Here is a 14,053-nt window from a genome sequence, read left to right on the forward strand (position 1 = left end):
AGGAAACAATCATGGAAACAGCTATAATATTAGCAGGTTCAGCTATAGGAGCAGGTATCGCAGTTGCAACAGGTATAGGTGCAGGAATAGGACAAGGATTCGCAGCAGGTAAAGCTGCTGAGGCAGTTGGAAATCAACCAGAAGCTAAAGGTGATATAACTCAAACAATGTTACTTGGAGCTGCAGTTGCAGAGTCTTCAGCAATATATGGTTTAGTTGTAGCTATAATACTTCTATTCGCTAATCCATTCATAAAATAATAAGAATTAAAGTTTAAGGCATTATAAATAGGAGGTGGGGAACCATCTCCTAATTACGAATTGTGATTAGTAGAAAGGAGGAATAAGGATGGAATTAAAACCACTAATTGGGTTAACATACGAATTACTATTCCAATTAATAAATACATTCTTAGTGTTTGTTATTTTAAAGAAACTTTTATTTAAACCTGTTTTAGGAATAATAGAAGCGAGAGAAAAAGATATTCAAACAAACTTAGCTCAAGGAGAGAAATCTAAATCTGAGGGTGAAGAGTTCAAAAAAGAATTTGAAGAAAAATTAAGTTCTGCTAAAGAGCAGGGGCAAGAAATAATAAAACAAGCAACTGTAAGAGCAGAACAAAAATCAGAGGAAATAATATCTACAGCTAAAAATGAAGCTACAAGCATAAAAGAAAAAGCTAGCAAAGATATAGTACAAGAAAGACAAAAAGTTATGAATGAAGTTAAGGATGACATATCTTCAATAGCTTTACTTGCAGCATCTAAGGTTATAGAAAGTGACCTAGATAAGTCTAAGCATGAAAAGCTAATAAATGACTTTATAAAAGAGGTAGGCGAAGCTCAATGATAAATATAGTTGCAAGCAGATACGCTGAAGCCTTATTCCAAGTTGGAGAAGACTCTAAGTCGACTGAAAAACTATATAATGAGCTAAAGGCTGTAGTAGATATAATAAATGAGAATAAAGAGTTTGCAAATATATTAAAATCTCCAATAGTTTCAAAGGATGATAAAAAAGATTTGATATCTAATGTATTTGGATCTCAATTAAATAAAGAAATGTTAAATTTCATGAAAATATTAGCTGATAAAGATAGATTATCTTTAATAACTGGTATAGCAGAAGCTTTTAAAGCTTTATTAAATGATAAAAACAATATATTAGAAGGAGTTGCTATAACAGCAGTTCCTATGGAAAGTGAAGAACTTGAAGGACTTCAAGCTAAACTTTCAACTAAATATAACAAAACAGTTATTTTAAAAAATGAAGTAGATGAGTCTGTATTAGGTGGAGTCCTAGTTAGACTTGGAAACGAAGAGATAGATGGAACAGTTAAAAATCGTTTAGATAAGATGAAGGAACAACTATCTCAAGTAATATCTTAGGAGGGCGGTGAACCCATGAATTTAAAACCAGAAGAAATAAGTGCTATAATAAAAGAGCAAATAAAGAATTACGAAAATAAAGTAGAGTTAACAGATACAGGAAGTGTTTTAAAAGTTGGGGACGGTATAGCTAGTGTTTACGGATTAGAAAAAGCTATGGCTGGTGAGTTATTAGAGTTCCCAGGTAAAGTATACGGAATGGCTCTTAACCTTGAAGAAGAAATGGTTGGGGCAGTTATGCTAGGAGATGACTCTGGAATAAAAGAAGGAGACATCGTAAAAAGAACTGGTAACATAGTTCAAGTTCCAGTTGGAGATGAAATGATAGGTAGAGTTGTAAACTCATTAGGTCAACCAGTTGATGGAAAAGGACCTATAAATGCAACTAAATTCAGACCAGTTGAATCTGAAGCTACAGGAATAATGGCTAGAAAATCTGTTCATGAGCCATTACAAACAGGTATAAAAGCTATAGATGCCATGATACCAATAGGTAAAGGGCAAAGAGAGCTTGTTATCGGAGATAGACAAACAGGTAAAACATCTATATGTGTAGATACAATACTTAACCAAAAAGGTAAAGATGTTATATGTATATATGTTGCAATAGGACAAAAACGTTCTACTGTTTCTCAAGTTGTTAGTACATTAGAAAAAGGTGGAGCAATGGATTATACAATAGTAGTTTCTGCTACTGCATCTGAATCTGCACCACTTCAATTCTTAGCTCCATATGCAGGTGTTGCTATGGGTGAAGAATTCATGTTCAATGGAAAACATGTATTAATAGTATATGATGACTTAACTAAGCATGCCGTTGCATACAGAGAAATGTCATTATTACTTAAGAGACCACCAGGTCGTGAAGCGTATCCAGGAGACGTATTCTACCTACATTCAAGATTACTTGAAAGAGCAGCTAAGTTATCTGACGAATTAGGAGCAGGATCAATAACTGCATTACCTATAATAGAAACTCAAGGTGGAGACGTTTCTGCTTATATACCAACTAACGTTATATCTATAACAGACGGACAAATATACCTTGTACCAGAATTATTCTACGCAGGAATAAGACCTGCAGTTGACCCTGGTATATCAGTTTCAAGGGTTGGAGGATCTGCACAAATAAAATCAATGAAAAAAGTTGCAGGACCATTAAAACTTCTTTACTCACAATATAAAGAACTTGCTGCATTCTCTCAATTTGGATCTGACTTAGATGAAGATACTAAGAAGAGACTTGCTCAAGGGGAAAGAATAGTTGAGGTTCTTAAACAAGGAGAACATCAACCAATGGAAGTTTCAAATCAAGTTGTAATGGTATTTGCAGTTACAAATAACTTATTAGCAGATATACCTGTAAATAACATAAAGAGATTTGAAGCAGAATTATTAGAATTTATAGATGCTAATTATCCACAAATAGGAGAAAAAATTCTTGCAAATGAAGACTTTGCTCAAGAATTAACGAACGCTATAAACGATTTCAAAAAGAAATTTGTTATAGAAGCGTAATCCTTTTTAAAAAAAGGAGGTAACTCAATTGGCAGGAGCTGGAATGAAGGAAATCAAAACTCGTATTGCCAGTGTTGAAAATACGAAACAAATAACTAAAGCAATGGAATTAGTTTCTTCTTCTAAATTTAGAAGAGCTAAGGAAAAAGCTGAAAGTTCTAAAGCGTATTTTAACACTTTGAAAGAAGCTGTAGAGAATATAGCTAAGAGTACGAGCGGAGTTAAAAGTGAATTTCTTAAACAAAGAGAAGTTAAAAATAGATGTTATGTAGTAATAGCAGGAGATAGAGGACTTGCAGGTGGATACAACGCAAATGTATTTAAAGCATTAGCGGCTGAAACTCAAGGTTCTAAAAATGTTAAAGTTGTTACTATAGGAAAAAAAGCAAAAGAATTTGTTAGCAAAAGAGGATTTGAAGTAATAGGATCAATACCTTCTGTTGAAAATGCTAACTATGAAGATATAATGAATATATCAAAAACTGTAATGGATTCGTATCAAAACGGAGACATAGACGAAGTTAAATTAATATATACAGAGTTCGTTTCTGCATTAAGTCAAGAGCCAAGATTAGTTAAGCTTTTACCAATAAGTATAGAAGCTAACAAAGGTGAAGAGAAGAAGCAAAGTGGAGCGGCAGTTCAATACTTACCTTCTGCAGACGCTGTGCTTGGATTTATAGTTCCTAAGTATGTATCAGGAATGATATACGGAGGATTAGCTGAGTCTTACGCTTCAGAGCAAGCTGCAAGAAGAACAGCTATGGAATCAGCAACAGACAATGCAAATGAAATGATATCTAATTTAGAATTACAATACAATAGAGCAAGACAAGCTGCAGTTACTCAAGAAATATCTGAGATAGTTGCAGGAGCTTCTTCAGCTCAATAAATAAGGAGGTTAGGACATGGCAAACATAGGTAAAATAGTTCAGGTTATCGGGCCAGTTGTTGACGTAAAGTTCAATGATGAAAAAAGCTTACCTAATCTATTAAATGCATTAGAGATAAAGCACGGAGATAAAAAAATAGTTGTAGAGGTTGCACAACACGTTGGTGATGATACTGTAAGATGTATATCAATGAGTTCAACTGATGGACTAGTAAGAGGTATGGAAGTTGTTGATACAGGAGCTGCTATAAGTGTTCCTGTAGGAGAAGAAACTTTAGGAAGAATATTCAATGTATTAGGTGAGCCAGTTGATGGTAAAGAAGCTCCAAAAGATGCTCCTAAAAACCCTATACATAGAGAAGCACCAGCATTCGACGAATTAAACCCAGGAGCTGAGATACTAGAGACTGGTATAAAAGTTGTTGACTTACTAGCACCATACTTAAAAGGTGGTAAGATAGGTCTATTCGGAGGAGCTGGAGTTGGTAAAACAGTTCTTATACAAGAGCTTATTAACAATATAGCTACTCAACACGGTGGTATATCAGTATTCGCAGGTGTTGGAGAGAGAACAAGAGAAGGTAACGACTTATTCCATGAGATGAGCGATACAGGAGTTATAAATAAAACAGCTCTAGTATTCGGACAAATGAATGAGCCACCTGGAGCAAGAATGAGAGTTGCTTTAACTGGTCTTACAATGGCTGAATACTTCAGAGATCAACAAGGGCAAGACGTTTTATTATTCGTAGATAATATATTCCGTTTCACTCAAGCAGGATCTGAGGTTTCTGCACTTCTTGGACGTACTCCATCAGCAGTTGGATACCAACCAACATTAGCAACAGAGATGGGTAGATTACAAGAGAGAATAACATCTACAAATAAAGGGTCTATAACATCAGTTCAGGCTGTATATGTACCTGCCGATGACTTAACTGACCCAGCACCAGCTACAACATTCACTCACTTAGATGCTAAAACAGTTTTATCTAGACAAAAAGCTTCTCTAGGTATATTCCCAGCTGTTGACCCATTAGAGTCTACATCTAGAGTTCTTGACCCAGCTATAGTTGGTAAAGAACATTACGAGATAGCAGTATCAGTTCAATCTATACTTCAAAAGTATAAAGAACTTCAAGATATAATAGCTATACTTGGTATGGATGAATTATCTGATGAAGATAAGATAACTGTTAACAGAGCTAGAAAGATAGAGAGATTCTTATCTCAACCATTCTTCGTTGGTGAGCAGTTCACAGGAATACCAGGTAAATATGTACCTGTTAAAGAAACTGTAAGAAGTTTCAAAGAAATATTAGAAGGTAAGCATGATAACTTACCAGAATCAGCTTTCTTATTCGTAGGAAGTATAGAAGAGGCAGTTGAAAAAGCGAAGGAGAGTAGATAATAATGGCAAGCGAATTTGCGGTTAAAATTGTTACTCCTGAAAAAGTCTTCTATGAAGGTCAAACAGAGATGATAATAGTGAGAACTACTGAAGGAGATAGAGGTATATTAAAAAACCACAGACCTTTAGTTGCAGGATTATCAGATGGAACTCTACGTCTAAAAAGAGAAGGTAAATTTAAAGAAGCAAAAATATCTGGAGGATTCGTTCAAGTTGAAAAAGAGCAAGCTGTTATTTTAACTGAATCTGCAGAATGGTTATAGAAAAAAGGCTAGAGTTTAACTCTAGCCTTTTTATTTTTTTATAACTAAGTAAATTTATAACCACTATTCACTTAAATTTAAATACTTGTGGAACTATTAAAATAAATTTCTCTATAGTAATATAAAAATAGATTTGTAAATAAAATTTAGTATAAACAATTGAATAGATTTGAATTTAAGTCACAAAATAGTAATATATACATAAATTTGGAGGTATCCATGAATATATTGGGTATAGGTATAGATATAGTAGAAATAGAAAGAATAGAAAACATATTAAAAAATAAAAAAAGATTTTTAAATAAAATATTCACTGATGAAGAGATAAAGTATTTTGAATCAAAAAAATTTAGATCTGAAACTATAGCTGGAAATTTTTCTGCAAAAGAAGCTATAAGTAAAGCTTTTGGAACAGGCATTAAAGATTTTAATTTTGATGACATAGAGGTTTTAAGAGATGAAAATGGAAAGCCTATAGTTAAAACTTATAATAATTTAAGACAAATGTGCATAGATTATAATGTTTTAGAAATACAAGTATCTATATCTCATAGTGAAAATTATGCTGTAGCTAATGCTATGGTAATAGTTAAGGAGTGATAAGATGAAAACTAAAAAAGCGAAAGATATAATGACTACTAATGTAAAGGTAGCAAGAGAAACTGATAATATACAGGATATAGCTAACATTCTTATAACTGAGAAAATAGGTGGAGTACCTGTAGTGGATAAAGATAATAAAGTTGTAGGTATTATCTCAGAAACAGATATAATGAAAAAAGAAAAATACGTAGATCCTCCAGAGTACATAACATTTTTACAGGGGTTAATATGTATTAATGATTTTAAAAAGATAGAACATGATATAAAAGATATAGCAGCTACTAAAGTCAAAGACTTAATGTCTGAAGATGTAATAAAAGTTTATGAAAATGATACATTTGATGATATTGCAAACATAATGATAAAAAAATCAGTAAACAGAGTTCCTGTAGTTGATGAAAATGACAAAATAAAAGGAATAATTTGTAGATACGATATAATAAAATCTATGTATGAAGAATAGGTTTTAAATTAGGAGGTATTGTGTGAAACGCAAGTGGACGTTATTTTTGATTTTAGTTATAAGCTTTACGACTATATTTATAGGTTGTGAAAAAAGCAAGTCCACAAAAGAAGAGGTATACAAAAACTTTCAAAATGACATATCGAAGATGAAGTACTATAAGTGTAAAGCAGACATAGAAGTTATAGGAAATAAAAAATCTCATAAATACTCTTTTTTACATGAATATAATGGTCCTGGCAATTTTAAATTAGTTGCCTTACAGCCTGAACACCTTAAGGGTAAGACTATAGAATACAAACAAGATAAGATAATTGTAACTAACCCAGAGTTAGAAGATAAATTGATTTTACCTAATGTAGGAAAAGATAGTCAGCATTTATTTGTTGGAGATTTTGTAGAGAATTATCTACAAGGGGAAGATGTAGAGATTGGAATGAAGAATGGGTATTTAATGCTTACAGTATCAATACCTGGGAACACTAAATATTTCAACAAGCAGATACTTTATATAGACTCAAAAGAAAATTATCCTGCTAAATTAGAAATATTAGATCAGGAAGGGAATACCAGATTTATAGTCAATTATTCTGATTTTAAGTACAAGAAATAGCAAGGAGATAGACAATGAAGATAAATATAACAGCTCCTACATGGGCGGAGATAAATCTAGATAATATAAGTAATAATTTAAAAAATATAAAAAAAATATTAAAAGAAGATACTAAAATTTGTGGAGTGGTTAAGGCTAATGCATATAGTCATGGGGCAGTGCAGATATCAAAGTTTTTAGAAAGAGAAAATGTAGATTATTTAGCAGTATCTAGGCTTGAAGAAGGTCTAGAACTTAGACAAAATGATATAGGATTACCTATATTATGTTTAGGATATATACCAAATCAATCTTTAGAAGAAGCTATAATTAATGACATCAGTTTAACTATATTTTCATATGAAACTGCATTTTTAGCAAATAAAATCGCAAAAAAACATAACAAAAAAGCTAAAATTCATATAAAAATAGATACAGGAATGAGTAGGATAGGATTTCAAGTAAATGATGAATCTATAACTGAAATAATTAGAATCAATCAACTTGAAAATATTTTTATAGAGGGCATATATACACATTTTGCTACGGCTGATGAAAGAAATAAAGAATACACTTATGGTCAAGTTTATAAATTTAACTTAGTAATTGAAAAATTACAATCTGCAGACATTGATATTCCTATAAAACATGTTTCTAATAGTGCAGCAACTATGGAATGTAAAGATTTGAATTTTAATATGGTTAGATGTGGAATTATACTTTATGGACATTATCCTTCTGATGAGGTAAATAAAGATATAATTGATTTAAAACCTGCTATGACATTGAAAACTAGAATTTCTCATATAAAGGAAGTGGATGAGAATATAGGTATAAGTTATGGTCTTAAATATGTAACTAAATCTAAAGAAAGAATAGTTACAGTACCTATTGGATATGCTGATGGATTTACAAGAATGCAAAAAAATCCCAAGGCTTATATACAAGGATTAGAGTTTGATGTTGTAGGAACTATATGTATGGATCAATGTATGATAAAAATAGATAAAGATATAGACATAAAAATTGACGATGAGGTTATAATATTTTCTGAGAGCGAAAATCAGAGTGTAGAAAAAATAGCTAAAGACTTAGGAACAATAAATTATGAAGTCTTATGTATGATTTCTAGACGAGTTGAACGTGTTTATATGGAAAGAAATGCAATTGTACAAAAAGATAATTATTTGGTAAAATAAAGATTATAGTATTACCCCCTAGGAGGCGATTTTGTGCACAATATGAGCAAAGAGAAAATTGTGTTTACTCTACCTGACTCTTTGATTTCTGAAGTTGATCATATAGTACAGATAGAGAACTCTAACAGAGAAGATTTTGCAAAAGCTGCTTTTCAATTCTACATTACACAAAAGAAAAAATTTGACTTAAAAGAATCCATGATTAAGGGTTATAAAGAAATGGGTCAAATAAATTTAACTTTAGCCGAGCTAGGAATGACAAATGAGGTATCTTCTGATGATAACCTTGAAGGGACTATAGCTCAAGGTGAGTTCTAACAATTTAGATATAAAACGCGGACATTTATTTTATGCCGATTTAAGCCCTGTAGTTGGATCTGAACAAGGTGGAATAAGACCAGTTCTAATCATTCAAAATGATATAGGAAACAAGTACAGTCCAACTGTTATTGTTGCGGCAATAACTTCGCAAATTAACAAGGCTAAATTACCAACTCATATTGAAATTAGTTCGAATGAGTATGGGCTTAATAAAGATTCCGTTATTCTCTTAGAGCAAATAAGAACTATAGATAAAAAGCGTTTAAGAGAAAAAATAGGTTATCTAGATGAATGTATGATGGAAAAAGTGAATAATAGTCTGCTTATAAGTTTGGGATTATTTCAAATTTAATTTAAATTATTGGTGTATTGAAAGAGTATATCAATAATTTTTTTTGGATTTTTAAGCAAAAAAAACGCAAAAAGTGATATAATAATATGGAATTAGTATGATACAATTGCAAAGTACATAATATAGAGTCAGTAGTTTTACTCACAAAACAAGGAGGTAATTACATGAGAGACCATAAAGTATTAAATGGAATTGCACGTAATATAAGAAGAGATATAGTTACCATGATACATAGTTCTAAATCTGGACATCCAGGAGGATCATTATCTGCAGTTGAAATATTAACATCACTTTATTTTGATGAAATGAATGTAGATTCTAGAAATCCAAAGATGGAAGATAGAGATAGATTTGTACTATCAAAAGGACACGCAGCTCCAGTTTTATATTCTACATTAGCTGAGAAGGGTTATTTTGATAAAACAGAATTAAACTCATTAAGAAAAATAGGAGCAATGTTACAAGGTCATCCAGATATGAAGGGAATACCAGGAGTTGAAATGTCAACAGGTTCTTTAGGACAAGGTTTTTCAGTAGCGTGTGGTATGGCAATGGCATCTAAATTAGATAATGCGCCATGGAGAGTATACACATTACTTGGGGATGGAGAAATACAAGAAGGTATAGTTTGGGAAGCAGCAATGAGTGCAGCTCACTATAAATTAGATAATTTAGTAGCATTTTTAGATTACAATGGATTACAAATTGACGGAGAAGTTGAAAAAGTTATGAATGTAGGTCCTGCAATGGATAAATTCAAAAGCTTTGGATGGAACGTTATTGAAATAGATGGACATGATTTTGATCAAATATTCGCAGCTCTTGATATGGCTAAAGAAACAGTAGGGAAACCTACAATGATAATAGCTAAAACTGTTAAGGGTAAAGGTGTTTCTTTTATGGAAAATAATGCTGGATGGCATGGAACAGCACCTAGTGATAGCGATTTAGAAAAAGCATTACAAGAATTAGGAGGTTCGGATAATGAGTAGTATAGCAACTAGAGAAGCATATGGAAAAGCCTTAGTTAAATTAGGTCAAGTAAATGATAATGTGGTTGTTTTAGATGCAGATTTATCTAAATCTACAAAAACAAATGACTTTTCAAAAACATTCCCTGATAGATTTTTCAATATGGGTATAGCGGAACAAAACTTAATAGGTGCAGCTTGTGGATTAGCAGCAGCAGGTAAAATACCTTTTGCAAGCAGTTTTGCTATGTTTGCAACAGGAAGAGGATTTGAAATAATAAGAAACTCTGCATGTTATCCTAAGTTAAATGTAAAAGTATGTGCTACACATGCAGGTATAACTGTAGGAGAAGATGGAGCATCTCACCAAAGTGTAGAAGATATAGCTATAATGAGATCAATACCTAATATGACTGTTATCGTTCCAGCTGATGGAGTTGAAACAGAACAAGTTATATTTGAAATTGCTAAATACAATGGACCAGTATATGTTAGACTTGGAAGATCTGCAGTTCCAACTTTATTTGATGAGAACTACAAGTTTGAAATTGGTAAAGGTGTAGTAGTAAGAGAAGGTAATGATGCTACTATAATAGCTTGCGGAATAATGGTTAATGAAGCTGTAATAGCACATGAGCAATTAAAAGAAGAAGGTATAAATGTTAGAGTTATAAATATGCCTACTATAAAGCCAATAGATAAAGAAATAATATTAAATGCAGCTAAAGAAACTAAAGTAATAGTTACAGCTGAGGAACATAATATAATTGGTGGGCTAGGATCTGCAGTTAGTGAAGTTGTTAGTGAAGAATGCCCAGTTATAGTTAAAAAAGTTGGTGTTAATGATGTGTTTGGACAATCAGGAACACCAAAAGAATTATTAGAAGCTTATGGATTAACTTCTAAGGAAATAGTTAAGAGTGTAAAAGAAGCTATAGCTAAAAAATAAATTTATGATTATTAAGCCGTAAATATTAGATATTATATCTAATATTTACGGCTTTTTATTTTTTAAAAATCTTCTATTATTTAAAACAAGCTCATATATTTATATGGGGGGTGATTAATTGAAAGTTAAATTTAATATTAGGGGCGTAATCTATGGAATGATAGTTTTAATCTTACTATTGGGAGGTTTTGTATTTGTGCCGAAAATGTTTATGGATGAGTCAAAACCTGTAGATTATATAATGCTTCAAAAAAATGAAATTCCAGAAAAGATTCTTGATATGATGGGTAAATACACAGATGAAGAAAGAGCTCTAGCTGTTAAATTAGATGGCAAAATATATGTAGTTGTAACTAGAGGTAAAGATGCAAATAAGGGGATAGAGATGAACTCTATAAAAATGTTTAAAGAAGAAGATAAAAATGTAATGAAAGTTGAAGTTGTACATAAAAATAAAGAGGAATCACATCCTTATATAGTAGTAGAAACTAATCTGAAAGAACTACCAGATAGAATTGAACTGAATTCAAAAGTAGAAAAATAACAAGAAGTTATAAATAATTAGGCTAAACTAATTATTTATAACTTTTTTTATGTTTAAAAAGTTTTATGAGCAAAACAAATTTTATATAAGTGGATTAAAAATATTAGTTTGAAGAACATTGTTTATAAGTAAAGTACATTATTTATGTTATATAGGTAAAACTAAATGTAAAAATAAATGCTATGAGGTGAATGGATGTTTAATTCGGATAAGTTTAAATTAGATATTGAAAAATTGAAATGTACTTGTGACTTAGATAATATAGAATTTAAATCTACAGAAGATATAGAACCAGTTAGAGATATAATTGGTCAAGATAGAGCTGTTAAAGCTATAGAATTTGGTCTTAATATGAAACAAAAAGGTTATAACATTTATGTTGCAGGGAGTAGTGGAACAGGAAGAAATAGTTACACGAATATGCTTATAAGCAAAGTTAAGAAAAATAATAAAAATATAAAAGATTGGGCATATGTTTATAATTTTAAGAACAATAACGAACCAATAGCTTTATCTTTTGAATGTGGACAAGGTAAGTTATTTAAAAAAGATATGGAAGATATTATTGAAAAATTAAAAGTAGAGATACCTAAAATTTTTAGCACTAAGGAATATGAATATCATAATAGACTATTAATGACAGAACTTGAAAGTAATATTCAATATATAATAGATAAGCTAAATGAAATTGCAAAACCTAGAGGATTTAAATTTGAAGTAACAGAAAGAGGATTGATAAGTGTTCCCATAAACTCAGATGGTGATATGCTGGGAGAAGCAGAAATTGGGAACTTGACACCTCAACAGATAAAAGATTTAAGAGAAGAGGGTTTAAATTTAAATCAAGATAGCAAAGAATATATTAATGAAATAAAGCTATGTGAAGATCAATATAAAGAGAAACTGGATGAATTAGATAAAAATGTAGGTAAAAGCTTAGTTGGATTTTATGAGAGATATTTACTAGAAAGATATGGAGAATGTAAAAAAGTTAAAGAGTATATAAATGATTTATGCGATGATATCGTACAAAATATAAGTAAATTTAAGACTTCAGGAGAAGAAAACAATCAAAATCCAATGGCATTATTAGGTTTAATGGGCCCTAAAAGTGATGCTAAGTTTTTTATTAGATATGGAGTTAATTTACTAATTGATAATAGCGAGTGTACGGAAGGCAAGGTTATAAATGAAAACAATCCTACATATTACAATTTGGCAGGATCAATAGACTATAAAAATGAAATAGGATCATTAACTACTAGCTTTATGGAAATAAAGCCAGGGTCATTACACAAGGCTAATGGAGGATTTATAATAATAAATGCTAAAGATTTATTATCAAGTCCTTTTTCATGGGAATGTCTAAAAAGATCACTTAAGACAGGCAAAATATCAATAGAATCTCTAAATAAGCAGTATGGATATTTAGTTACATCCAATTTGAAACCGGAACCTATTGATTTAGATATAAAGGTGATTTTAATAGGTGACAATTATATTTATAATATATTGTATTCTTATGAGGAAGATTTTAGAAATTTATTTAAAATAATGGCTGACTTTGATGTTGAAATTAATAAAAATAATGAAAATATATATAAAATTATTAAGCTTATATCAAATCAATGTAAAGAATATAATTTAAAACACTTTGATAAAGGAGCGGTAGAAAGAGTTTTACAATATAGTGTAAGGCTTAGTGACGATAAAGAAAAATTGACAGCTAAATTTAATAAAATTGTAGATTTGATTTTTGAATCTGAAGCTCTTAGTAAAGAAGATGCAAAATATGTAACTAAATCAGATGTAGAGAAGGCTATTAATCAAAAAAGATATAGAAATAATAAATATGAAGAAAAGCTAAATGAAATGTTTGAAGATGGAACCTTATTAATAGATATAGATGGAGAAAAAGTTGGACAAATAAATGGACTGGCTGTAATGGGAACAGGTGAATATAGTTTCGGAAAGCCTTCTAAAATAACTGCATCAACATACAAAGGTAGAAGTGGGATTATAAATATAGAAAGAGAAATAAAGCAAAGTGGAAGTATCCATGATAAAGGAGTTTTAATATTAACTGGATACCTAGGAGAAAGATATGGTAAGGAGAAACCTTTATCTATATCAACATCTATAACTTTTGAACAAAACTATTGTGGTGTAGATGGAGATAGTGCATCTAGTACTGAATTATATGCAGTAATATCTAGTATATCTAAAATACCAATTAAACAGCATATAGCAGTAACTGGATCTGTAAGCCAAAAAGGTGAAATTCAGCCTATAGGAGGAATAAATGAAAAAATAGAAGGATTTTTTGATGTTTGTAAGATAAAAGGATTAAATGGAAAACAAGGTGTAATGATGCCTATACAAAATGTCAAAAATTTAATGTTAAAAGATGAAGTTGTAGAAGCTGTAAAAACTGGGGAATTTAGCATATATGCAATATCTAATATAGAAGATGGACTAGGTATACTTACAGGACTTAATATAGAAGAAATAGATAAAAAAGTTATAGAACAATTAAACATATACAGAAAAAGTGATGATGATAAAAAAGATAAATAGTTATTAAATA

The 14,053-nt window shown here is 30.8% G+C and carries 17 protein-coding genes; all 17 read left to right on the plus strand.

All coding sequences use genetic code 11. The annotated features are described in order from the left end of the window. Positions 1–11 precede the first annotated feature (11 nt). The 17 genes from atpE (at position 12) to KXZ80_RS01275 (ending at position 14,043) form a co-directional block, all read left to right on the plus strand. Positions 12–260, plus strand: a complete 249-nt coding sequence (gene atpE, locus KXZ80_RS01195; RefSeq protein WP_021434191.1) for an ATP synthase F0 subunit C — start codon at positions 12–14, stop codon at positions 258–260. Positions 261–348: 88 nt separating this feature from the next. Next, positions 349–849 (plus strand): F0F1 ATP synthase subunit B, encoded by a 501-nt coding sequence (gene atpF / locus KXZ80_RS01200; protein ID WP_021434190.1) that lies wholly within the window; start codon positions 349–351, stop codon positions 847–849. Next, positions 846–1,388, plus strand: coding sequence for a F0F1 ATP synthase subunit delta (locus tag KXZ80_RS01205; protein WP_021430392.1), 543 nt, complete (start codon positions 846–848; stop codon positions 1,386–1,388). Before atpF ends, KXZ80_RS01205 begins: the two co-directional genes overlap by 4 nt. A gap of 15 nt (positions 1,389–1,403) precedes the next feature. Further along, positions 1,404–2,906: a F0F1 ATP synthase subunit alpha gene (gene atpA, locus KXZ80_RS01210; RefSeq protein ID WP_021434189.1), complete on the plus strand. Its 1,503-nt coding sequence runs from the start codon at positions 1,404–1,406 to the stop codon at positions 2,904–2,906. A 28-nt stretch (positions 2,907–2,934) separates the two neighbouring features. Continuing rightward, complete coding sequence (atpG, locus tag KXZ80_RS01215) at positions 2,935–3,798, plus strand: ATP synthase F1 subunit gamma (RefSeq protein WP_021434188.1); 864 nt, start codon at positions 2,935–2,937, stop codon at positions 3,796–3,798. Positions 3,799–3,814: 16 nt separating this feature from the next. Further along, positions 3,815–5,209: a F0F1 ATP synthase subunit beta gene (gene atpD / locus KXZ80_RS01220; protein WP_021430421.1), complete on the plus strand. Its 1,395-nt coding sequence runs from the start codon at positions 3,815–3,817 to the stop codon at positions 5,207–5,209. A 2-nt stretch (positions 5,210–5,211) separates the two neighbouring features. Continuing rightward, positions 5,212–5,472 (plus strand): ATP synthase F1 subunit epsilon, encoded by a 261-nt coding sequence (atpC, locus tag KXZ80_RS01225; RefSeq protein ID WP_021430426.1) that lies wholly within the window; start codon positions 5,212–5,214, stop codon positions 5,470–5,472. A 219-nt stretch (positions 5,473–5,691) separates the two neighbouring features. After that, a complete protein-coding gene (gene acpS, locus KXZ80_RS01230) occupies positions 5,692–6,072 on the plus strand; it encodes a holo-ACP synthase (RefSeq protein ID WP_021434187.1) in 381 nt (126 codons plus the stop codon). Between the two features lie 4 nt (positions 6,073–6,076). Then, complete coding sequence (locus KXZ80_RS01235) at positions 6,077–6,538, plus strand: CBS domain-containing protein (protein WP_021434186.1); 462 nt, start codon at positions 6,077–6,079, stop codon at positions 6,536–6,538. 22 nt (positions 6,539–6,560) lie between these two features. Further along, entirely contained in the window at positions 6,561–7,151 is a 591-nt protein-coding gene (gene gerS / locus KXZ80_RS01240) for a germination lipoprotein GerS (RefSeq protein WP_021434185.1), read from the plus strand. Between the two features lie 14 nt (positions 7,152–7,165). Next, entirely contained in the window at positions 7,166–8,329 is a 1,164-nt protein-coding gene (alr, locus tag KXZ80_RS01245; RefSeq protein WP_021434184.1) for an alanine racemase, read from the plus strand. A gap of 42 nt (positions 8,330–8,371) precedes the next feature. Further along, the gene (locus KXZ80_RS01250) at positions 8,372–8,647 is read left to right on the plus strand and encodes a hypothetical protein (protein WP_035118413.1); all 276 of its coding nucleotides are present in this window, start codon (positions 8,372–8,374) and stop codon (positions 8,645–8,647) included. Further along, entirely contained in the window at positions 8,637–9,002 is a 366-nt protein-coding gene (locus KXZ80_RS01255) for a type II toxin-antitoxin system PemK/MazF family toxin (RefSeq protein ID WP_021430410.1), read from the plus strand. The genes KXZ80_RS01250 and KXZ80_RS01255 overlap by 11 nt, the downstream gene beginning before the upstream one ends. 164 nt (positions 9,003–9,166) lie before the next feature. Next, positions 9,167–9,994: a transketolase gene (locus KXZ80_RS01260; RefSeq protein ID WP_021434183.1), complete on the plus strand. Its 828-nt coding sequence runs from the start codon at positions 9,167–9,169 to the stop codon at positions 9,992–9,994. Then, a complete protein-coding gene (locus tag KXZ80_RS01265; protein ID WP_021434182.1) occupies positions 9,987–10,922 on the plus strand; it encodes a transketolase family protein in 936 nt (311 codons plus the stop codon). The genes KXZ80_RS01260 and KXZ80_RS01265 overlap by 8 nt, the downstream gene beginning before the upstream one ends. Before the next feature lie 118 nt (positions 10,923–11,040). Next, positions 11,041–11,466, plus strand: coding sequence for a hypothetical protein (locus KXZ80_RS01270; RefSeq protein WP_025161277.1), 426 nt, complete (start codon positions 11,041–11,043; stop codon positions 11,464–11,466). Between the two features lie 195 nt (positions 11,467–11,661). Then, positions 11,662–14,043: a Lon protease family protein gene (locus KXZ80_RS01275; protein WP_021434181.1), complete on the plus strand. Its 2,382-nt coding sequence runs from the start codon at positions 11,662–11,664 to the stop codon at positions 14,041–14,043. Positions 14,044–14,053 lie beyond the last annotated feature (10 nt).

This window comes from Paraclostridium bifermentans, assembly GCF_019916025.1.
GTDB classification, from domain to species: Bacteria; Bacillota; Clostridia; order Peptostreptococcales; family Peptostreptococcaceae; genus Paraclostridium; species Paraclostridium bifermentans.